This window comes from Spirosoma harenae, from assembly GCF_054776975.1.
Genome location: NZ_BAAHBD010000031.1, coordinates 1 through 22,028, shown reverse-complemented (window position 1 = coordinate 22,028; position 22,028 = coordinate 1). Strand labels below are relative to the sequence as shown.

Annotated in this window: 16 protein-coding genes and 1 pseudogene; 7 read left to right on the top strand and 10 right to left on the bottom strand. The window is 45.8% G+C overall.

The genetic code is table 11. The features are described from left to right. The first annotated feature begins 17 nt into the window (after positions 1 to 17). Both ACYVE4_RS27685 and ACYVE4_RS27680 read left to right on the top strand, forming a co-directional pair. The gene (locus ACYVE4_RS27685; RefSeq protein WP_461043659.1) at positions 18 to 731 is read left to right on the top strand and encodes a hypothetical protein; all 714 of its coding nucleotides are present in this window, start codon (positions 18 to 20) and stop codon (positions 729 to 731) included. A gap of 364 nt (positions 732 to 1,095) precedes the next feature. Beyond that, positions 1,096 to 1,803 carry a 3-keto-disaccharide hydrolase gene (locus ACYVE4_RS27680; RefSeq protein WP_461043658.1) on the top strand — a complete coding sequence of 236 codons (708 nt, stop codon included), beginning with the start codon at positions 1,096 to 1,098 and terminating at the stop codon, positions 1,801 to 1,803. On the opposite strand, the gene ACYVE4_RS27675 is transcribed toward ACYVE4_RS27680, so the two are convergent. The 4 genes from ACYVE4_RS27675 to ACYVE4_RS27660 form a co-directional block, all read right to left on the bottom strand. Continuing rightward, on the bottom strand, positions 1,804 to 2,859 hold the full coding sequence (locus ACYVE4_RS27675) for an aldose epimerase family protein (RefSeq protein ID WP_461043657.1): 1,056 nt from the start codon (positions 2,857 to 2,859) through the stop codon (positions 1,804 to 1,806). It lies immediately after the preceding gene. 98 nt (positions 2,860 to 2,957) lie between these two features. Beyond that, positions 2,958 to 3,770 (bottom strand): TIGR02757 family protein, encoded by an 813-nt coding sequence (locus tag ACYVE4_RS27670; protein WP_461043656.1) that lies wholly within the window; start codon positions 3,768 to 3,770, stop codon positions 2,958 to 2,960. Positions 3,771 to 3,791: 21 nt separating this feature from the next. Next, entirely contained in the window at positions 3,792 to 4,004 is a 213-nt protein-coding gene (locus ACYVE4_RS27665) for a hypothetical protein (RefSeq protein ID WP_461043655.1), read from the bottom strand. A 1-nt stretch (position 4,005) separates the two neighbouring features. Further along, entirely contained in the window at positions 4,006 to 5,193 is a 1,188-nt protein-coding gene (locus ACYVE4_RS27660; RefSeq protein ID WP_461043654.1) for a LysM peptidoglycan-binding domain-containing protein, read from the bottom strand. 348 nt (positions 5,194 to 5,541) lie between these two features. Between ACYVE4_RS27660 and porX the strand changes: the two genes are divergently transcribed. Continuing rightward, positions 5,542 to 7,107: a T9SS response regulator signal transducer PorX gene (gene porX / locus ACYVE4_RS27655; RefSeq protein ID WP_461043653.1), complete on the top strand. Its 1,566-nt coding sequence runs from the start codon at positions 5,542 to 5,544 to the stop codon at positions 7,105 to 7,107. Positions 7,108 to 7,150: 43 nt separating this feature from the next. Here the strand turns inward: porX and ACYVE4_RS27650 are convergent, their stop codons facing one another. From ACYVE4_RS27650 to ACYVE4_RS27635, 4 genes are all read right to left on the bottom strand, one after another. Beyond that, positions 7,151 to 8,395 (bottom strand): ROK family protein, encoded by a 1,245-nt coding sequence (locus ACYVE4_RS27650; RefSeq protein WP_461043652.1) that lies wholly within the window; start codon positions 8,393 to 8,395, stop codon positions 7,151 to 7,153. A gap of 153 nt (positions 8,396 to 8,548) precedes the next feature. Then, positions 8,549 to 9,496, bottom strand: coding sequence for an ADP-ribosylglycohydrolase family protein (locus tag ACYVE4_RS27645; RefSeq protein ID WP_461043651.1), 948 nt, complete (start codon positions 9,494 to 9,496; stop codon positions 8,549 to 8,551). Continuing rightward, a complete protein-coding gene (locus ACYVE4_RS27640; protein ID WP_461043650.1) occupies positions 9,497 to 13,318 on the bottom strand; it encodes a hydantoinase B/oxoprolinase family protein in 3,822 nt (1,273 codons plus the stop codon). It lies immediately after the preceding gene. Positions 13,319 to 13,321: 3 nt separating this feature from the next. Next, positions 13,322 to 14,074, bottom strand: coding sequence for a DeoR/GlpR family DNA-binding transcription regulator (locus ACYVE4_RS27635; protein ID WP_461043649.1), 753 nt, complete (start codon positions 14,072 to 14,074; stop codon positions 13,322 to 13,324). Between the two features lie 54 nt (positions 14,075 to 14,128). On the opposite strand from ACYVE4_RS27635, the gene nudK reads away from it, so the two are divergent. Both nudK and ACYVE4_RS27625 read left to right on the top strand, forming a co-directional pair. Continuing rightward, positions 14,129 to 14,731, top strand: coding sequence for a GDP-mannose pyrophosphatase NudK (gene nudK / locus ACYVE4_RS27630; RefSeq protein WP_461043648.1), 603 nt, complete (start codon positions 14,129 to 14,131; stop codon positions 14,729 to 14,731). A gap of 1 nt (position 14,732) precedes the next feature. Continuing rightward, positions 14,733 to 15,080: a DUF4406 domain-containing protein gene (locus tag ACYVE4_RS27625; RefSeq protein WP_461043647.1), complete on the top strand. Its 348-nt coding sequence runs from the start codon at positions 14,733 to 14,735 to the stop codon at positions 15,078 to 15,080. Positions 15,081 to 15,144: 64 nt separating this feature from the next. On the opposite strand, the gene ACYVE4_RS27620 is transcribed toward ACYVE4_RS27625, so the two are convergent. Further along, positions 15,145 to 17,697, bottom strand: coding sequence for a PIG-L family deacetylase (locus ACYVE4_RS27620; protein ID WP_461043646.1), 2,553 nt, complete (start codon positions 17,695 to 17,697; stop codon positions 15,145 to 15,147). 592 nt (positions 17,698 to 18,289) lie between these two features. Continuing rightward, on the bottom strand, positions 18,290 to 18,814 hold the full coding sequence (locus ACYVE4_RS27615) for a class I SAM-dependent methyltransferase (protein ID WP_461043645.1): 525 nt from the start codon (positions 18,812 to 18,814) through the stop codon (positions 18,290 to 18,292). Positions 18,815 to 18,952: 138 nt separating this feature from the next. Here ACYVE4_RS27615 and ACYVE4_RS27610 point away from each other — a divergent pair, with 138 nt between their 5' ends. Both ACYVE4_RS27610 and ACYVE4_RS27605 read left to right on the top strand, forming a co-directional pair. Next, on the top strand, positions 18,953 to 21,634 hold the full coding sequence (locus ACYVE4_RS27610; protein ID WP_461043644.1) for a sodium-translocating pyrophosphatase: 2,682 nt from the start codon (positions 18,953 to 18,955) through the stop codon (positions 21,632 to 21,634). A 110-nt stretch (positions 21,635 to 21,744) separates the two neighbouring features. Continuing rightward, positions 21,745 to 22,028, top strand: a pseudogene (locus ACYVE4_RS27605) (transposase); the annotation flags it as partial.

Sequence of the window (22,028 nt, the reverse complement as noted above, 5' to 3'; positions counted from 1 at the left end):
CCTCCGTAATCGTTTTCATGTTAGTAGCCAATATGATCAATGCTTTACTCGTCGTCTATTCACTAATGATGCCTCCATCCGATTCGCTGGCAGTGGATAGTCTGCGCCCAAAAAAGCCGAAAATCACACCCGCCTTTAATCTTGACTTTCGTGACTCTTTTCTTGATCGTCAGCATGTTAATGTTTGGGGGGTGAATGCTGGAATCGAATATGGCGCAAAACGGCATCAGATCACATTAGGCTATTATTGGATTAGCTATGCGACCTACCTGAGTCTGATTAATTGGCGACGCAATGCTGCCCGGCGAATTAATCTGGATTATTATACCCGAACGGATTTGTGGTTTATGAGCCTGATGTATTGGTTCAACATCACCAAAAACCCCGAGTGGACGGTGAGTATTCCCATTGAAGTAGGGGGTGGGGTAGCCTACGCAATTCCGACTGATCTGAGTAAAGAATCGCCGATTGACCGAACCCGTCGCGATTTTTTTGTGCCATTACAGTTTGGGGGCTATGCGCAATGGCGGGCAACACGTTGGGCAGGTCTGAGTGCGCAGATCGGTTACCGGGTTTCTATCTTTCAGACCGCAATTAATCAGAATTTTAATGGTGGCTATTACAGCATCGGGATTAATATTTACCCTGCTTTGGCTACCGACCTCTGGCGGTGGATACGTAAAAAAGAACGCATTTCTCCTGTGCATCCTCCTATGCCAAGGAAGCCATAAATGGTTAAAAAGTATGTCGATTTTCCGTCATCTCCCCTTAGCTTTTTTCTAATCCTTTCCCAAAACACTTCCCATTAGCTAGCCAGTGAAGAATATTCGGCATTACATTAGTTAAACGGATAGGGTTTTGATAAGTAATCAACGCATAAAAAGACATAAGTATAATTACTGCAAGAATTTAGTACTAGCTTATAAGTAAGCGACTTTTTTGAAACGTATAATTAGTGGAATTACCTAAAAATCACCTGTTTAGAATAAATATAAGTTGCTTTTTGTCCATTCACATTGACCTCATTTTGCATATATTTACCTTTAAACTTGAGTTTTTGCGGGAATAATAAAGATTTTTAATCCTCTTTTGATCATGTCTTTTCGATTCATCCTCTTTACAAGCTTATTGGGTTGTGTAGCGGTTGCAGACGTACAAGCACAGGAAAAAAAGGATGGCTGGAAACGGCTGTTCAACGGACATGATTTGTCGGGCTGGCATGCTTACGGAGGGAAAAGTATAGGAGCAGGCTGGCAGGTTGATCAGGGCGCTTTAAAATTATGTGTACCGGATGACATAGGTCGCAAAGCACCGACAGGGGGCGATTTAATAACGGATGCCGTTTTTTCTGGGGACTTTGAATTTAAAGCGGAGTGGAAAATAGACCGATTTACGAATAGTGGTATTTTCTTTTTTGTCCAGGAAGAGCCTCAGTTCAAAAATATGTATCAAACGGGTCTGGAAGTGCAGGTGCTAGATGATGCGATCTATGAAGGGCTAGCTGAGAATAAACACCGGGCTGGTGATCTATTTGGTATTGCGAGTGCCAATAATCGCTATCTACAACCGATTGGCGGCTGGAATAAAGTGCATTTGATGCTGAAGGATAATAAATTAACAATTTCCATGAATGGCTATAGCATTCAGGAACACGATTTATCCAGCGTCGATTGGAAGAAACGGATTGCAGAAAGTAAACTAAAGGATGCCCCAATTAGTAAAGGTCGTTTCAGTGGCCGAATCGGTATTCAGGATTGGGGCAGCACGGTTTGGTTCCGGAATATTAAAATTCGGCAGTTGTAGTTAGTCCAACCGCACCCAAATCGTGCCCGAAAGCGTTCCTTCGGGTTCTAGAATAGTTAACCCTTCACCATTATTGAAGGCATTTACGTTGGCGGTTTGCGGTTCAATGGCGATGCTATCACGACGCGGAGGGGTATAACATACCAGATAATTAAGTTTGTTTTCGCCTGTTTGCTGGCCTATAATCAGTTTCGCCCCCGTTACTCCCGAGGTCAGAACCGTCTCAGCAAAAAGGGGGTGATCATCACTATCTTTTACTGATTCAATCAAAAACGGAGTATCCAGTTGCCGGTTTAACAAGGGTATTGTATCGGCTGCCTGAAACGGATAGGTGCTGATCGGAATCATGCGGTCGTCCAGCAAAATAGGCGTTCGACCGGGGAGCGACAAACTGGCATTATCAATAGTTTCCGCCGTTGTTTCGGCATCTTCCAGAAACATAAAATAGGGATGCCAGCCAAATGCCGCCGGAGCATTGGTACCTCCTGTATTCTGTGCTGTGTAGCTAATTTTCAGCGCACACATTCGATCTACATCCACATGGGCACCGTACGGTAGTTGGTTGGCCTGCACTAATTGATAGGCAATGGTCAGGGTAAACGGAAACGGATAACCAAACGTGTCGCCATCGTAGGAATACCGGAGAACAAGCTGAGCGTGAGTATCTGTCACTTCTTGGCTAACAACCGAAAATTCCCGACCATGAACGAATCCATGCAAGGCATTATCACGGTGGATTTCGTTCATTTTTACCGCATAATCTTTGCCCTCAAAGTGATAAATACCATGTTGAATGCGACTCGGAAACGGATAAAGAAAGGCACTGGCGTAGCTTTCATCTGCTAATAATGCCTGGGGCGATTCGGGAGCCTGAATCAAGGCAAACAGGTTACGACCTTTACGGAGAACCAGTCGGCGTAGAACGGCCCCGAATTCAGGAATCACGCTAATGAACTCGCCAGTTTCTGTATGTTCAAGTATATATTCAGTAAGCGGAGTGCGATCTGTTTCAGTCGGTAGAGGCCCAAAAGGCTGTGTAGAGATCTGAAAAGGCATAATTTCAATCGTTCAGGTTCTAAAAAGGTAATCCTTTTCGGGCAACGATTGTTTATTAACTCTTTCTAATCTCCTCGGAGTTGGTTCACTAAATTAGGCTATAATTCGCCTTCGACCCCTAGCCCAAACAGGGCAAAATCGTAACGAACGGGATCGGTAGCATCGAACTGGCGAAGCGTTTCGGTTAGTTCCAGGGCTGCCTTCCAGTCGGTTTGGGGGCGAGTTAGTAAGCCTAGATGTCGGGTTACTCGGTTCACGTGGACATCAATCGGCATCACTAATTCATTCGGTTTTAGATTCGTCCATAAGCCAAAATCAACTCCACGATCATCCTGACGAACCATCCAGCGCAAAAACATTAGTAATCGTTTGCAGGATGAGTTTCGGGCTGGGGTGGCTACGTGTTTACGCGTTCGTTCTGGGAAGAAATCGGTATGGCGGCAGAAATAATCGTGAAACTGAATTAGTCCATTTTCTACAGGTGCAGAAATAAGGTCAATAGATTCCGATTTGTTGGTCAGGAAAGCTTCTTCCAGCGAATTATGGGTTTGATAATAGTCTCGAAAAAAATGGAGGAAGTAGAGCGCATCAGTGGCATTGAACGTCCGATGTTTGAACGAAAGAAATCGCTTTAGATCGCTTTCCTGATGGTTCCGAATGAAATCATACGGTGCGCCATCCATGCTGTTGATTAGCTCAGCCGCTTTTTTGAGAATAACCGGACGCTGCCCCCAGGCCAGAACGGCTGTCCAGAATCCTATGATTTCAATATCCTGTTTCTGGCTGAATCGATGCGGAATACTGATTGGATCGTGCTCAATAAACGAAGGCCGATTGTATTGATCGGCCTTGGTATCTAAAAAATCTTTTAACGAAGCGAACTGACCAGCGGAAAATTGAGGACTAGACAAGGGATGTAACGAATTCGGTAATTATTTGCTTTTGCCTCCACTGACTACCCAAGCCAGGGCGCGTGAAATGCCTGAGAATACGGCCAGTAGGGTAGACATCACAAACGTAAAGACGGCAATAAAAGGGTAAGCCAGTGTGAACATCACACTGAATGTCATGTAACCGGGCGACGCTTTCATTTGGGCATCACGTTCGCGTTGTCGGCGGGCAATTCGCTCTTCTTTCGTTTCCATATTAGCGCACAATATAACTGACCTCAGCTCGAAAACGCCGATCTGAGGGTGAAAGTTTCGCGAACGCTTGTGTCGAGAGCTTAATCAGGATTTTGTCGTTGATACCCGTGTTGGGCAAACGGCCAATCACTTTTACCCACAAACTCTGGTTGTTGAATTCATTACGAACCTGAACCAATGCCCCGATTGGCGCTGTGCGATGCAGTGCCAGATATTTCCCCGATCCATCTGATCCTTCAATCATTTCAGCGACGCCATTCGTCGAAATTCGTCGTCCGTGCGTCGGCATTGGCGCATCGTTACCCGGCTGAGGCAGTATGACTTCTGGTTCCGGTTTGGTATCTACAGGTGAAGATTTAGTGGGTGTCTCTGGCGAAGACTTAGTAGGTGTATCGACTTCGGAATGATGCGTTTGCTTTGGCTCAGAATGAGCTGGGGGCGTTGATTTTTGTTCGTTGGGCGTTGATTCGACCGGGCGAGTAGTTGTAAAGGGGCGGCTCGATGGCTCAGAGGGGCGATTAGGTATCTCGGCTGTTTTGGTGCTGGCAATCGGTGTCGAAGGAGTACGAACCTGGTAGGCTTTTTCCGATACAATCAATGCCTGACCGATCAGTACACTGTTACTCGATAAATTATTCCATTTACGAATATCGGCCTGTAATACACCATACTTATTGGCAAGGCTATATAATGTTTGCCCGGCTTCGACAACGTGAATACCTGCCCGTGCTGGATCATCCGTTTTTTTTGATTCCTTTTCTGGTCGTTTTTCTGTTTTGGCTTGCTCTTTCGCGACTTTTTCGGTTGTTTTTTCCTGCTCCTGCGCTACCCGTTTTTCTTCTTTTTCCTGTTTTTTAATGGCCTTGTCGATCACTTTTTCTTCCTTTCGGCTTAAAGCACCATCCGGAATTGGAATACGAACCAATTGGTCATAGCGAACCGCATCCTTCATCTCCGGATTTGCGGCTTTGATTTCAGCTACCGAACGACCGTATTTTCGGGAAATAGCAAAAAGCGTTTGGCCTTCGTCGACACGATGGATAATAAACCGTTTACCGTCTTTTTTCTCGATTCGGATTGAGTCGACTACTGAAAAGGGGGTAGAGACGTTTTTATTCGCCTGGGCAGTGTATGAATACGTAAGACCGCTTAAGAGCAGGAAAGCGGAACAAACAGGAAGCTTTTTCATGGGTTATCTTAATCCCGACTGCAATTAGTTTTTAGTTTACTGATTCGCAGTGAGTTGGCTGCTATAGTAACGACTATTAGCTAAAAATTAACGTAAAGTAAAACAAAAATAGAATCATTAGTCAATATAGGTAAATACGGCCAGATTCGCAGTGTTTAAAACGAATAACCAATGACTATCGACTAACGATGTATCGTGTTAAATCTTGTTAAAAGACTCATTTGTACGATCTTTCCGAACAGAACCAGACGTTTGAAGTTAAACAGAGAACGGTTTTCTGTTTCTTTTTTCTTAAAGTAACGAGGGATATTCCATCGAACTCGTACTCGTAAACCACCAACTGAACACATGCAAAATTATTCGATACTTTGGGCGGATGACGAAATAGATCTGCTAAAACCCCATATCCTTTTTCTGAAAAATAAAGGCTACGAAGTGACCTCTGTCAACAGCGGAGCTGATGCTCTCGATGAAGTCGAGAATACAAATTATGATGTTGTTTTTCTGGACGAAATGATGCCGGGCATGACTGGCCTGGAAACCCTTTCCCAGATTAAACAGATGCGGCCCAATTTGCCGGTAGTGATGATCACGAAGAGCGAAGAGGAACATATCATGGAAGAGGCCATCGGTTCTAAAATTGCTGATTACCTGATTAAACCGCTCAATCCGAATCAGATTCTGTTGTCAGTCAAAAAGATTCTGGATAATAAACGATTAGTTACCGAACGGACCAATATCGGTTATCAGCAGGATTTCCGAAATATATCCATGCAGTATAACGATCGGATGGATTTCGAGGAGTGGGCTGATGTCTATAAAAAGCTTATATACTGGGAGTTAGAACTTGATGGTTCGCAGGATCGGAGTATGTCGGAGGTTATGAATATGCAGAAAAGCGAAGCTAATTCGGAGTTCTGTAAATTTGTGATAGATAATTATGAGGACTGGCTAAATGATCCTAAAGCCGATAGCCCAGTTATGTCGCATCAACTGATGCGCAAAAAGGTATTTCCTTTATTGAACCAGGGAGGAAACAATACGCCTTTGTTTTTTATCCTGATTGATAACCTCCGCTATGATCAGTGGAAAGTAATTGAGCCACTGTTGGCGGACTATTTCTCAGTGGAAGAAGAAAGTTCGTATTACTCCATTTTACCAACGACAACTGGGTTCGCCCGAAACGCCATTTTCTCGGGAATGATGCCCAGTGAGATGGAACGTAAACATCCCGATTTATGGGTGAATGACGATAATGAAGATGAAGGACTGAACAACCACGAAGAAGAATTTCTACGTCGGCAACTGGATCAGAGCCGCCTGAATGTAAAAATGTCGTACAACAAGATTTTGAACGTTAACCAGGGAAAATCGCTGGTCGACAATTTCAATAATCTGTTGCAGAACCAGTTAAATGTTGTGGTCTACAATTTCGTAGATATGCTGTCGCACGCCCGTACCGACATGGCCATGATTAAAGAACTGGCTCCTGATGAATCGGCCTACCGTTCAATCACACGTTCCTGGTTTCTGCATTCGCCGTTGCTGGAGCTCGTCCAGAAAATTGCCGCTAAAGGCGGTCGGTTGATCGTAACGACCGACCACGGAATGATTCGGGTACAGAAACCCGCCAAGATTGTCGGCTATCGCGAAACGAACACGAACCTGCGCTACAAACAAGGGAAAAATCTTGGTTTCGATGAGAACCATTTGTATGTCGGTCGTAAACCCGAGCGACTGTTTTTACCCAAACCGCACGTATCAACGGCCTACGTATTTACGTTGGAGGATTATTTTTTCGCGTATCCCAATAATTACAATTACTACGTGAATCATTACCGGAATACGTTCCAGCACGGGGGCGTATCGCTGGAAGAAATGATTATTCCTTTTGCTTATCTGAAAGCGAAGTAGAGAGGTATTTGAAACCTAAAAGGTCTGCGAGACCTTTTAGGTTTTATGCATTCCCGCCAAAATTCGCGAAAATATCTTCCATCACATAGGCATGTGTGCCCAGCCATTTTGCCGTATCGTCGAGTTGCGTGAGTTCGATACGCAAATCCCGATGGAAATCACTCAGGCAATATTGTACAATGGCTTGGCGAATGGTATTGAGGAGAAACGTAGAGGCTTTGGCTAATACGCCATCGACAATAATTATTTCAGGATTGAATAAGCTAACGGCAATCGCGAGCCCTTTACCTAGCTGGAAGCCAGCATCGTGAAGCGTTTTGATCGAATAGACATCCCCCTGATTAGCAGCATTGATCAATTCGTCAATGTCGATTTGCTCGACGTTTTTTTGAAAAATAGCAAGTTTCGATGCTTTACCCGCCAGAATATCGCGTTGGGCTCGTTGAACGAGTGATGAAGCTGAGGTAAGCGTGTTTAGGCAGCCTATTTTACCACAGTGACATAATTCCCCATTCGGATCGACCTGAATGTGGCCTAATTCCCCGGCAAAGCCGCTAGCTCCCTGAAACACGTCGCCATTAACGATAATACCCAGACCAACACCCCAGTCGATATTGATCGTTAGTACTTGTTTTTTTCCCTTCGCTCCACCAAATCGACTTTCACCCAGAACGGTAGCCTTGGTGTCGTTAATGAGGTAAACTGGTTTGCCAGTCTGGGCAGAAAACCATTGTGTCAGCGACTCATCCGATTGGTGTATGTTTTTATACGTTAGGTTAATGCCCCGCCGTGAATCAATTAATCCCGGCATTGAAATGCCAATCGCAATCAGATCACTGGCTGCCAGCCCCGATTTGGCAAGCGCATCATTGAAATAGTTGACCAATGATGATAAAAGGATAGGGTTGTCGACCAGACGCAAATCATAATCGCCACGAAAAACCAGCTTTCGATGGGTATTCATGAACAGAATTTTGGTATCGTGCGTGCTAACGTCCAGAACAGCTACATAATTACGACCGGGGTTCAAATCAAATAAAGCAGGCCGCCGACCATTGCTGCCGATGGCCGTTCCGGTTGGCGTTACCCATTGGTCGTCAACGAGTTCGTCGACAAGGCTGGTCACGGAAGGAATGCTACTGTGAACCACTTGTGTTAATTGAGCCAACGTACACTTCCCATCTGAATAGAGATGAGCCAGAACGTTACGCTGTTTTTGTTTTTTCTTATAATCAACAACAGATTGTTGTGTCGTTAGCCCTTCGTCAGGAACAGCACCGGAATTCATTCGTTATGTAGTAAAGCTTTAGCGCGAAGAAGTAATAGTTCATTTATTTAGTTGCTCTCAATTAAAGAAAATAGTAAGTCTGAGTTACTTAATAACCTCTTTATTTATCAATTGAGTGTAATAAATTCTAGTATTGACACTCTAAATAATAGCTCATCTATAACGCTTAGCAAAGCGATTTGACAGGTCGAGAATCTCTTCTCGTTTAGCTATCTGCTGTACCCAGTGCGTTGGAATAGACTGATAACCGTAAAATAGTCCAGCTAATCCGCCCGCAACCGTCGCGGTTGTATCTGTATCTTCACCAAGATTGACGGCTTTCAACACACATTCTTTGTAAGAAGAACTCGTTAAAAAACACCAGATACTACTTTCTAATGTGTCAATAACATAGCCAGAGCTGCGAATAACGTCTTCACTAAGCTGGCTAATGTCATTTTGTAAGATTCGGTTGAAAAGATTGATCTCGGAAGTAGCAAACTGCTGTTGGCTGATGAATTGATTGACAGATAGTTGCATTTTACGATAGGCGGAGGTCTTGTCTAATTTAATTAAAAGTCCAATGGCTAACTCATTATAGATGAAGCAGGAGAGTACCGAACGGAAATGGTAATGAGTGATGCCGGATACTTGCTTAATGTACTCGTATCGCTGTGCTGTATCTGTTTCCGAATGTAGGTAGAATGCCATCGGCAAAATGCGCATGAGTGATCCATTGCCATTGTTTTGTTCCGACATACCACCTGAAAGTAAGGGGGATGTGCCACTCATAATTCGATCAATAGCTCCGCTCGTTGCGTTGCCAATATCAAATACGGCGTTGTGTGCTCCCCAATAGCCGGTACGGTACCATTGTACGAATCGATCTGCCATATCGATCAGGTTAAACCCAAGGCAAAGACTTTCGGCTGTGCAGAATAACATCGAACTATCATCTGAGAAGGTGCCAGGAGGCTGATTCCAGGTTCCATAGCCAGTATAGTCCTGTACGGGATGTTTTTCCAAAAATTCCCGCGATTTGAATTCAACCGGAACACCCAATGCATCGCCGATAGCTGCCCCGAAAAATCCACTTTTTATTTGATCGTCTATGATATTCATTTAATCTTGAATTGGCGGCAGCATCGCTCCACCGCCAGGAGTTTCAATTCGAATACGTTCGCCAGGTTGCATTACTCGGGTGAAAATGCCCGGTAAGGTTTCTTCGCGACCGTCGGTATATAAAATCGTTTGACGACCTGTTTTACCAGATTCGCCACCCTGCAAACCGTATGGAGCCACGATTCGGTGCTGACTGAGAAGCGTAGCTTGAACAGTTTTCAAAAACTCAATTTCGCGAATAATTCCATCGCCACCGCGCCACTGCCCCAGTCCTCCGGAATTTGGTCGGATAGCGAACTGATGAAGCCGAACGGGGTAACGACGTTCCAGTTCTTCGGGGTCGGTGAGTTTGGTATTGGTCATGTGCTGGTGTACGGCTGAGCGACCATCAGCTCCATTAGTAGCTCCCGATCCGCCACCAATGGTTTCGTAATAACCGAATTGTGCGTTTCCGAACAAGAAATTGTTCATTGTCCCCTGGCTACAGGCAGCTAAACCTAACGCCTTTAAGAGCGTATCAACCAGCCGCTGACTGACTTCCGTGTTGCCGCCAACAACTGCCGGACATTGAGCCGGATCGTCTGGAAAAATCGGATTAAGAAAGGAAGATTCAGGTAAAATTAACTCGACGGGTTCCATAAGCCCTTCATTCAATGGAATATCGCGCCCACACCATAGCCGTAGCACATAGAGTACAGCACTGTAGAGAATCGAAATATTGGCGTTGAGATTATTGGGATGCGTATCGGACGTACCCGTAAAATCAAACTGAATATGCGGTTTCTCAACCCCATCTGACCTCGTATTTTTAGCCGAAATTCGAATGACCAACCGGATCTGATGCCCATCATCCAGCGATTCTTCGGCCTGAAAAACCTGGCCCGCAAGTGGTTGCAGAACGGCATTGATCGCGTCGGAAGCGGATTGTTGCAAGCTATTCATGTAGTGATGAACCGTGGCTAAACCATGCTCCTTCACCAGCGTTTGTAAAGCCGTTTCACCGGCTCGCAGCGATGCTAAAGCGGCTTCGATATCTGCTCGGTTTTCGGCCAAAGAACGTGTGGGATAGGGCGCATTCGCAAAACGGGAAGCTAACTCCGTATCCCATAAAAGCGAACCGTTCTTGACCGCGTAGGTTGGTTCTAGAACTACCCCTTCTTCAATCAGCGAGACAGCATCCGGTGGCATAGATCCGGGAACTTTACCGCCTATTTCAGCGTGATGCGCTCGATTAATTACGTAGCCAATTAGTTGGTTATCAGTCGTAAAAACGCCACTCAGTAAAGTTAGGTCAGGTAAGTGCGAACCGCCGTATTTCGGGTGATTGGTAATTATAACATCGCCCGGTTCGAGTGGTGGAAGTGCATCCAACACCAGACGTGCACAAATTCCAAGACTGCCCAGATGCACCGGAATATGGGGCGCATTGGCAACCAGTTCAGCCTGGGCGTTGAGTAGCGCACAGGAAAAGTCGAGCCGTTCTTTTACGTTGACTGAAAAAGCGGTTCGCTGCAATTGAGCCCCCATTTCTTCGGCAATGGCGCGAAACCGTTGAGTGAACAACTCCAGCTGGATCACCTCGTTCGATTCGCGAATCTGTTCCTCCTCAATATCAGCAATATAATCGACTACCGCATTTCTGTCGGCTTGTACAATCATTCGCCATCCAGACTCGATAAAGGCCGACGAAGTCGTGTTGAGCAACAAAGCCGGACCTCGAAACGTATCGCCTTCCTCTAATTTCGTCCAGTTGTAGGCGGGGTAGTTATCCGTTGTGAATTCGGGCAACACATGGCGATGACTTGTAGGGAATGTACTGCTGGCATCTTTTTGGGTTACTGTGCTCACGATCACACGAATACTTTCTACTTCGATCGTACGGGATTTTCCAGTGGCATTTGTTGGGAAATGGCCGTAGAGCTGCTCATATTTTTTCTGAAAATCAGCTTCCAGATGATCGCTGAATGGAATATCGACTGTAGATTCCTGACCTAACAAACGTAGAAATATCGAAATTGACTTCGTACGGATTGGTACGTCATTTCCAACATCTTCTTGTAAAGCGGCCGTTGCCGTATTTACCAGCTTATCAATCAATATAGGTAACTCCTGTTCGAGAGTGGATAACGGCTTTAGAACAGACTGTGATGCTAAACGCTCAATTTGTGCCTGACCAATTCCGTAGGCACTCAGTAGCCCGCCATCAAAGGGCAGAATTAACTGTTCCATACCCAGGAGTCGAGCAATAGCACAACCGTGTAAGCCACCCGCACCACCGAAAACCAGCAAACTATACTCATGGGGATCGAATCCTCGCGCGACGGAAATCTTGCGAATGGCACCAGCCATGATTTCGTTTGCAATCTGTTCGAAACCACGTAGCAAGGTTAAATCATCAGGTCGGTTTCCTGTTTTGCGTTCAACCTGCTGAATAACTTTATCCAGAGCTAACGTTGCCTTTTCCGGGAAAACCGGAATCCCGAACTGTTGCGGGTGGAGTTTACCCAACAACAGATTTACGTCGGTGATGGTCAGTGGTCCACCGGCTCCGTAGCAAGCGGGGCCGGGATTGGCACCTGCACTATGCGGGCCTACACGCAGTTGGCCAGATGTAGTACCATGTTCCTCAAACCAGCAGATTGATCCTCCACCAGCCGCAACCGTTTCGATCGCCAGCGAAGGTAACTGCAAATCGAACGGGCCGATTTTCGTTGAGAAACGGTAATCCAACCCAGTCTGAATCCGCGCGACATCTGTACTGGTTCCACCCATATCAAGGGTTAATGTACCTGGTGAAGATTTTTCATTGGCCTGATAATCAGATGATAAAAAAAGCGTATTCGCTATGGTAGCCGCACCGATCACACCACCAGCCGGGCCGCTTAGTAAACTGTCTTTCGGCTGGAACAAATCAGTTCGAACCAATCCACCAGAACTGGTCATTATCCGAACAGAATGACCACCTAACTGACTCTGTACATTGTCCAGATACGACCGCATGACTGGCGTCAGGTAGGCATCGACAACCGTTGTCTGCGTACGTGATACATACTGCGGAGTCACCGAAACATCGGTTGAAATAGTTATGTATGGGCAACCTGCTTTAGCAAGTTCATCCTGGAGTTGGCGTTCGTGAAAGGGATTACGATAGGCATTTAGAAAGGAAATAGCGATCGCATCCGGTTTCTCCTGCCGAATGTATTCGGCTATTTCGGCACACGTTTGATCAGACAAAGGCGTTAAAATCTGACCGTCGGCACTTATGCGTTCGTCTACTTCCCAGACTGTTGAGTACAGAACTTCGGCAGGTGGAATAGCTAACTGGAATAAGTCAGGGCGCTGCTGCGTGCCAATTTTAAGCAGATCTTTAAAGCCTTTGGTGACTAGCAAAGCAACTCGTCCACCTTTTCGTTCGAGCAAGGCGTTGGTTCCTTTGGTGGTACCCAACCGCATTTCCAGTACTGGGAATGGGCGACTTATGGGTGTTTGTGTAAGAAGCCTGGCCGCTAAAACAGGCGCTTCTTCGCCGGTAAACAGCTCAACGGTAGTCGATTGAGAGATTGATTGTAGCGGTTTGTCGCAAATTAATGCCCCATCGACTTGTAGCGAAACGATTTGATAAACGTCGTCAGTTTCGAGGATGCGTAGCTGATAGCCGTCAAAAATGGGGTCAGTCAGCCAGGGCGCTGCCAAGTTGCCATTGATGAGTTGACCGCGTAAACGACTACTGCTCAAAACTTTGGTTCGCTTCAGGTTGCCATTTGGGTCAAGAGCCAGTCCATCGGTAAACGTGCCGCCCGTATCAATCCAGATTTGGTACATGAGTTAATTAATCAGCGTAACCCCTGCCTGCCGATAGGCATTTACTACCTCGGGAATCGCTTCATTGTCTGTAATTAATACATCGAACAGGCTTAGTGGTGCAAAATAGACGTATTTAGTCGTTTCTAATTTCGATGAATCACATAATAGGTAAACTTTTTCTGATTGCCGGGCCATCGTAATAGCTGTGCTGGCTTCTTTTTCACTGTTGGCGGTCAACCCATTCTGAAGCGAGATTCCATCGACGCCAATAAAAGCTCGATTTGCCCGGTAACGCGACATATGTTCTTCGGCAATCAGCCCATGGATGGCCTTACGATCCTGATCTACTTCACCGCCTATGAGGTTTATCGCTACTTCAGATCCCATTAATTCAGCGACAACAGGCAATGAATTGGTGATGACTGTAATCCGTTTATTGCGGATGAAGGGACAGAGTCGAAAAATGGTACTGCCGCAGTCCATAAAAATGATATCGCCCTCCTGAATTTCCTGCGCAGCTAATTGACAGATGTAATCTTTTCGTTCAGAATTAACGGCGGTTTTGTTCGCAAAATGATGCTTATCCGTCGCCAAACTCACTTTCATAGCTCCACCCCGCGTTCGGTAAATCAGCCCTAAAGCTGCCAATTGGATCAGGTCACGCCGGACGGTCATTTCCGAAGTTTGCAGTAAATCAGCCAGTTCGTGGACATCGGCGGAGCCGCGTTCTTCAACCGTTCGTACAATTAAGCTCTTTCTCTGTTGGAAATTCATTACCAATTGATTTGTTTTGTTTAAAAATAAACAAATTCAAACATTTTTAAACAAATGCTTTCTGAACGCGTACAAATAACCGAGGAAAAATTGCTTTCCGATAACTGGTACATCCTGAAACGATTTACGTTTAACTATCTCGGTAAAAATGGACAGTGGACAACGCAGCAACGTGAAGCGTATGACCGAGGAAATGGAGCAACCATTTTACTACATAATCCGCAGACTGATACCGTCATTTTAACCCGGCAGTTTCGGCTACCTACGTTTGTGAATGGCAATCGTGATGGTAGTCCGGAGTCTGGAATGTTGATCGAAGCTTGCGCGGGTCTTCTTGATGATGAACACCCAGATGATGCTATTCGACGAGAAACAGAAGAAGAAACTGGTTACCGGATTCAGTCGGTAAAGAAGATTATGGAGGCCTACATGAGTCCCGGTTCAGTGACCGAAAAACTCTTTTTCTACCTGGCCGAGTATAGCGCTAATACGGAGCGCAAGGCAGGCGGAGGCATTGATGAAGAAGAAATCGAGATCCTGGAAATTCCTGTAAGTGAAGCGCTTACCATGATCGAGCGTGGAGAAATTATGGATGGTAAAACCATTATGCTACTCCAATATCTGCGGTTGCAACAATTAACGTCGTTACCAAACTGATATGCTGATTCTGATTGCTGGTCCTTACCGTTCGGGTACGAAGGATGCCCCTGTATTAATTGCCCAGAATATGCATCGGATGGAAGAGGCTGCTCTGGCAGTTTATCGTCAGGGACATACGCCGGTTTGTGGAGAATGGCTTGCGCTGCCGCTCATCAAAACGGCTGGGTCAACGCACTTGGGCGATGCAATTTTTAATGAGATTTTTCACCCGATCGCTGTGAAATTAATCGACCACTGCGACGGTGTACTGCGCATTGGTGGACCTTCTGCGGGCGCTGACGAAATGATGCACCAAGCTAAGCAGAAAGGCAAACGACTGTTTTGGACGATTGAAGAGTTGGGGTAACAGAAATGTTAGTTGTGCTGTCAGGTTCTCAGGCCCGACAGCACACAAAATTGCCTGAAATCTATCAGCGGGTTTGAGAACCTGAAACAGAAGCTGCCTGATTGCCCGCTGCTGAAATCATGTTGGCGAATAGACGGTAGGCACCAGGAACGCCAGCGGGCAGTTCGCGGAAGAAAACCAGGCCTGTATACATATAATGCCCCTTGCCGTATTTGGCATACAGCAGACTGCCTTGTTTTGGAGCTTCGTTTTGATCGTTGGCTGAGAAAATGGGTTCGTACGCTTTATCCCACTCTTTGGCAAAGTAAATGCCCCGTTCCTGAATCCAGCCGTTAAAATCTGCGTCGGTAATTTTATTGGGGTAATTCAGTAATGGATGTTGTGGATTAATAAACGTCATTTTAGCATCTTCTTCTGTAACCCGTTCAGCACCAATAGAGAACGGGTAGGGGCCAAGCTGTGGGAGTGCAGGGTCATTACGCAGGAATGAGCTATTGGGCGTAATATACTGCACAATCATCGTTCCGCCGTTTTTAACATAATCCATTAGTTTGGGCTGGTAAAGCGACATCGACCGATTGGTATTGTACGCTCGAACACCTACGACAATAGCATCGTAAGCCGCCAGATTCCCGTTCAGTTCAGCAGGGCCAAGAATCGTAACCCGACAACCCATTTGCTGTAGCGCAGCGGGTACTTCATCGCCCGCACCAACGATGTAGCCGATATTTTTCGCCGTTACTTTCACATCCAGTTTGACCAATTTGGCTTCGGCAGGAGGAAATAGCGTTTGCGTTGGAATGTGCTTATAGGCAATTTGACGAAGGCCCGTTGTGAAGGTTCCGGCCTCAGTTTTCATATTAGCCTGTAGTTTTCCATCCTTAGCCTGGGCAGTTGGCAAGATGGTGAATACGACACGTTGTTCGTCGCCTTTGTAGGTCAGCGAAAAAGGAACGGAGGCCGGTTCAATACGCCATCCTGCTGGAGCAGCTAAAGTCAGCGTTCCCGATACGTTTGCCCGGCCTGCTTTTAGAACTACTTCGGCTGCTTTTTGGGTATTGTCGCTGAAGGTAAATACACGCTCCGTCAGGTTGGCCGTTACGTCGGGTTGAATAATGAATGGCCGGTAGATTTCGCCATCAACAGGGTCCGTCGATTTATAAACAACAGGGCGAGTATAGGTAAACTGCTGGCCACTCACCTCAACTGTAAAGCTTGCTGAAATGGCTGGCGGATTTTCAGGCATCCCAATCAACTGCTGATTATCAACCTGAAACAGCCCTTTATCAATAGGTTTTTCGAGCCAGTACGGTTGCGAAATTTTCTGACTTTTAGGAATGGTTAGCGAGGTGGGGAGCAGCACAACGTCGTTTGGTTTCAGGGCTATATTGACCGTTGTATCTTTGCCGGTTGAGTAACGTATGCTAATCAGTTTGACTGGGACATCGGCTCGGCTAACCACATTAGTCGCTACTTTAACGGTTTCTCCCGGTGTAGCAGCAAAGTCAGCAGGATTTGTTTCGACCCATAAACCCAGGCATTGCTGGATTAGCGTCTGTACTTCCTGCCGCTTCGTTTTTACGTAGATATTGGTTGTATCGAGTTTGCCAAGTGCGTTATACAGTTGAACTAAAGTTGGCGTAGATGCTGCGGGCTGATCGGCCTTGAAGTTTGTGATTGCCTGATTCACCAGCGTCTGCACAGTACCGCTATTCGGCACTCGTTTCCAGCTAATATCGACACCATCGAACGGATCTTTTTCCGCCGGATTCCCGCCTTTTAAGAGAAGATAGTCGATTCGTGCGCTGCGGTTAGCGGCCACGCCAAACCCCTGGCTTTTATGCTGACTGCGGCTTTCGGACGCAATTTCGCCGTACGATTTACCCAGTAACGGGTTATACAATCCTGTTTCAATACCAATCAGATTACCAGCTTCATCGGGCTTTTTGTTGCTTAAAAAAGCGCCGGGAATAAATACATTCCAGAGTATACGTTTTGCCTGCCAGGGCTTTACATAAGCGAGCTGTTCAGGAAATTTAGTAGGATCGTTCGAGATTTTGAATGCTTCTTCGCCCAGGAAACCGGATGCACTATGGTGACCATGACCAGCACGAGCATCAGGTGGAAAACGAGTGATGATTACATCAGGTTGATATTTCCGAATCATCCAGACGACGTCAGCCAGTACTTTTTCCTGTCCCCACGTACGAACAGCTTCATTTGTTGATTTTGAAAAACCGAAATCATAAGCGCGGCTAAAAAACTGATCCGGTCCATCAACACGGCGAGCCGCTAACAACTCCTGGGTTCGGATAACACCGATGTTTTCTCCCTGTTCCGGACCAATCAGATTCTGTCCACCGTCGCCCCGAGTCAATGATAGGTAGCCGGTTCGGACAAGTCGATCTTTGGCTAAATAAGCCAGCAGGAGTGTATTCTCATCGTCGGGGTGGGCAGCCACGTATAGGACAGACCCCAGAACGTTAAGCTTTTTAAGGTTCGACAGAATTTCGCCAGCGGGGGCTGGTTTGATTGGACCGTAAGGAACCTGGCCGAATAACGGAGTGCAAAGCGAAAAAATGAGTAGTAAGGCCGGAAGATGTTTTCTTAGCAACACAGGCTGTCGTTTTTAATAGATGGAGCTTACAAATTTACAAGGAAAGTATAAGAAAAGGCTATCCCAAAGAGGATAGCCTTTTAACCTAGATTACCTAACAACTAAACGTATTTACTGAAAATTAAGATTATTGAAAATGGATCGACACCGGATAAGAAAATGCCTTACCGGAAGTCATAGTCAAACGATACAACTCACTACCCAATGGGCGTAGTGCTGCTGGATGACTAGAACGATCCTTTATATTATTCTCACGAATAATGAAGGCGGATGGAAAGAAATTTTGGAGAGATCGCCAGTTCTGATAGGTTGAACTCGCCCGTTGCCCATGCGCAACTCAAGTCTGCCGGTGACAGACTATGTGGTGAAAAATCCGTAGTAATCATCAGTTAAGTTAAGAAAGAAAATGCTGCTGGTAAAAGTAATACTATTTGGCTGAATACGGAATATGATTCTATATTTAATTTCATAAGTAAAATTAAATATTGATCTTACGGGTATATATAAAATTAAATCTATGCTATATTGGGTTTGTCTACGATGTTAGTATGAATAATTGTGTTGTGACGAGTGTATTAGTAAGGCAATTATTTTATCGACTTACATAAGCGCTATATAAATTGGCTCTCCCATAGATGGAAGATTTCTGGTGCAGCTTTTCAATAATCGAATAACCAGCCTCTCTAAATAATTGGTGCAACGAAGCAAAACTAATTGGATAAGGTACCCAGGGATTAGCCATATTAGTATCGTACTCAACCAGTAGAAAACAACCTGACGTGGTTAGATGACGAGCCGCTTTTTCCAGAAACGACTTTTTGTTCTGTACATAATGAAGTGAATTGGCCATCAGTATTCCATCAACAGTATCAAAAGGCCACTCATCCTGAACAAAATCCTGGCAAATCTTGGTAATGACGACATCCTGATAATCAGTGATCTGTTGAAGAGAAGCCAGATTGGTATCGACTGCATAGATCTGGCTGCCTGATGGCTGTAGGCTAGCCAGCGCATGGGTAAATAAGCCTGTACCACAACCCAGATCGGCCCAGACCGTAGAGGAAGTAGCGATAAGTTTATTCGATTGAAGTAGGGTTATTGCGTCCTGTAATATCATAATAGAAGGAATGATGTCCTCAAAAAAACGTAATTAACCTCAAAAAAAGTCAACAGTAAGGGTCGTTGTCGTTGGGTTATGCCTAACCAAAGTCTATCTTTGCGGGCAATTTAATTTTTCAAACCTATACTTATTCGCATGAATTACAGTGTTTATCTGGTTCCCGTGCTGGGGATTGTCGGGCTGGTGATAATGTACACCAAATTCCTGTGGGTCTCGAAACAGGATGCCGGCGATGCTCGAATGCAAGAGATCTCGTCGTATATTGCTGATGGTGCCATCGCCTTTCTAAAAGCTGAATGGCGCGTTCTTACTTATTTTGGAATTATAGTCGCCCTACTGCTAGCGTATTCTGGCACGTTGGTCGAAAATTCCAGCCCAGTTATTGGTTTATCCTTTATACTGGGGGCTTTTCTGTCAGCTCTGGCCGGATACATCGGTATGAACATTGCGACCAAAGCGAATGTTCGTACCGCTCATGCGGCTCGTACGAGTCTGGCCCGTGCTCTGGACGTATCCTTTACGGGTGGTTCAGTTATGGGTATTGGTGTAGCGGGCTTGGCGGTACTAGGGCTGGGTAGCCTGTTCGTCGTTCTTTATAACACGTATGTAGGTTCGACAGGTGACGTAAATGGCCTGCCTATGGAGCGAGCTCTTGAGGTGCTGGCTGGTTTCTCACTTGGTGCTGAATCAATTGCCTTGTTTGCTCGTGTAGGAGGAGGGATTTATACCAAAGCTGCCGATGTCGGCGCTGACCTTGTTGGTAAAGTAGAAGCGGGTATTCCAGAAGATGACCCTCGTAACCCTGCCACGATTGCCGATAACGTAGGTGATAATGTGGGTGACGTAGCGGGTATGGGCGCTGACTTATTCGGGTCGTATGTGGCTACTATTCTGGCAACCATGGTATTGGGTCGCGAAATTCGGATTCCTGCCGATATGAATATTTACGGTCACGCGCCGATCGTGTTGCCCATGATGATTGCTGGCTTAGGTCTGATTTTCTCGATCATTGCTACTTATTTTGTTCGTATTAAAAATGATAATGGTAGTGTGCAAGGCGCGCTTAATTTAGGTAACTGGGCGTCAATTATCATTACAGTAATTGCGTCGTATTTTCTGGTGACGAGCTACCTGCCTGACGTAACAATGGAAATACGCGGGGTAGAATTTTCTCGGATGGATGTATTCTACGCGATTGTAACGGGTCTGATCGTTGGCGCGCTGATGTCATCCATTACAGAATATTATACAGCAATGGGGCGTCGGCCTGTATTGTCGATTATTCGTCAGTCGGCTACAGGAGCTGCTACGAATATCATTGGCGGACTCTCAGTTGGTATGGAATCAACCGTGTTGCCTATTCTGGTGTTGGCGGCTGGTATTTACACATCGTATCATTTTGCAGGGTTATATGGCGTGGCCATTTCGGCGGCTGGTATGATGGCAACTACGGCTATGCAATTGGCGATTGATGCCTTCGGCCCGATTGCCGATAATGCTGGTGGTATCGCCGAAATGAGCTATCTGCCTGAAGAGGTTCGGGGGCGTACTGACATTTTGGATGCCGTTGGAAATACAACAGCTGCTACGGGTAAAGGCTTCGCTATTGCATCGGCTGCTTTAACGGCGCTTGCACTCTTCGCAGCGTTTGTGGGTATTTCTGGTATTTCTGCCATTGATATTTACAAAGCTGATGTATTGGCTGGGCTATTCGTTGGGGCTATGATCCCATTCATTTTCTCATCGCTGGCAATTGCTGCGGTGGGTCGGGCAGCTATGAAAATGGTGGAAGAAGTTCGTCGTCAGTTCCGTGAAATTCCAGGTATTCTGGAAGGTACGGGAAAACCAGAATACGAAAAATGCGTAGCTATTTCGACCCAGGCTTCGATTCGTGAAATGGTACTGCCAGGTGCTATTGCTCTTACGGTTCCGGTTATTGTCGGGTTCATTTTTGGTCCTGAAGTACTGGGTGGTTTGCTGGCTGGTGTAACAGTTTCTGGCGTCTTGATGGGTATTTTCCAGAACAATGCCGGTGGCGCCTGGGATAATGCTAAGAAATCGTTTGAGAAAGGCGTAGACATCAATGGACAGACGTATTACAAAAAGTCAGAGCCACATAAAGCATCGGTAACGGGCGATACGGTTGGTGACCCATTTAAAGATACCTCAGGCCCATCGATGAATATTCTGATTAAACTGATGTCGATTGTGTCGCTTGTCATTGCTCCTTACATCGCTGTTCAGTCATCAGAAACGCCGGGTTATAATCTGGAAGGCAAAGAAGCCGCTGGCACTGAAGTGCCGCTGGAAGAATCAACAGCTGCTGATAATAATAAAGTTAGTACGCCAAATGGAAAACTGGGTGAGTTCAGCATTCAAAAACTGGTTAGTGGTATTGAATTGAACCTTCCAGAATTTGGTGTTGAAAACAAACTGCTGGGTTTCATTAAAAGTGACAAGCCTGCTGATAAAGAAACGTGGTTTGATTTCGACCGGCTGTTATTTCAATCGGGCAGCGCTACCTTGGAGCCTCAGTCGCAGGAGCAATTGAAGAATATCGCTGAAATCCTGAAAGCCTATCCAAACGTTAATGTGAAACTCGGTGGGTATACTGATAATACAGGCAATGCTGCAACCAACCTGAAACTTTCAGAAGACCGGGCTAATTCGGTTCGGGCTGAACTAGAAAAAATGGGCATTGCTAAAGACCGGCTGGAGGCAGAAGGATATGGTCAGGAACACCCTGTAGCATCAAACGATACCGAGGAGGGTAAGGCGCAAAACCGCCGTATCTCGATTCGTGTGACGAAAAAATAGATTACTGCGAATTAAATAAACATGAGTCATCCCGAATTTTTGGTCTGACTAAAAAAGCGAAAACCTCCTGAACTTTGTGGTCGCCAAACTACAAAACAGGAGGTTTTCTAATGAATACTGCTGCAAAACAAACCAATTCTGAGCAAGAATGGCCACTATCAGTAGGCCTTTTTTATCAACAGCGCTTAACCCAGTTTACCCATAGTATTGTTGACGAGTTAACGACCTTAATGGATGTGCGGCTGGTACGCACATTTAGCCGACTTCTGATCACCTTATTAGGCTTTCGACACCGAAATAATGGTCTGATTTTGAGTGAATTAGGAGAACATCTACTCTCAGCCCGTCAAGCGCCGGCGGGTACCAAACGAATCTCCAATTTGCTCAGATGCCC

Coding starts and splice junctions, on each gene's coding strand:
- ACYVE4_RS27685 (WP_461043659.1), top strand. CDS start 18: ATGTTAGTAGCCAATATGATCAATGCTTTACTCGTCGTCTATTCACTA.
- ACYVE4_RS27680 (WP_461043658.1), top strand. CDS start 1,096: ATGTCTTTTCGATTCATCCTCTTTACAAGCTTATTGGGTTGTGTAGCG.
- ACYVE4_RS27675 (WP_461043657.1), bottom strand. CDS start 2,859: ATGCCTTTTCAGATCTCTACACAGCCTTTTGGGCCTCTACCGACTGAA.
- ACYVE4_RS27665 (WP_461043655.1), bottom strand. CDS start 4,004: ATGGAAACGAAAGAAGAGCGAATTGCCCGCCGACAACGCGAACGTGAT.
- ACYVE4_RS27660 (WP_461043654.1), bottom strand. CDS start 5,193: ATGAAAAAGCTTCCTGTTTGTTCCGCTTTCCTGCTCTTAAGCGGTCTT.
- porX (WP_461043653.1), top strand. CDS start 5,542: ATGCAAAATTATTCGATACTTTGGGCGGATGACGAAATAGATCTGCTA.
- ACYVE4_RS27650 (WP_461043652.1), bottom strand. CDS start 8,395: ATGAATTCCGGTGCTGTTCCTGACGAAGGGCTAACGACACAACAATCT.
- ACYVE4_RS27645 (WP_461043651.1), bottom strand. CDS start 9,496: ATGAATATCATAGACGATCAAATAAAAAGTGGATTTTTCGGGGCAGCT.
- ACYVE4_RS27640 (WP_461043650.1), bottom strand. CDS start 13,318: ATGTACCAAATCTGGATTGATACGGGCGGCACGTTTACCGATGGACTG.
- ACYVE4_RS27635 (WP_461043649.1), bottom strand. CDS start 14,074: ATGAATTTCCAACAGAGAAAGAGCTTAATTGTACGAACGGTTGAAGAA.
- nudK (WP_461043648.1), top strand. CDS start 14,129: ATGCTTTCTGAACGCGTACAAATAACCGAGGAAAAATTGCTTTCCGAT.
- ACYVE4_RS27625 (WP_461043647.1), top strand. CDS start 14,733: ATGCTGATTCTGATTGCTGGTCCTTACCGTTCGGGTACGAAGGATGCC.
- ACYVE4_RS27615 (WP_461043645.1), bottom strand. CDS start 18,814: ATGATATTACAGGACGCAATAACCCTACTTCAATCGAATAAACTTATC.
- ACYVE4_RS27610 (WP_461043644.1), top strand. CDS start 18,953: ATGAATTACAGTGTTTATCTGGTTCCCGTGCTGGGGATTGTCGGGCTG.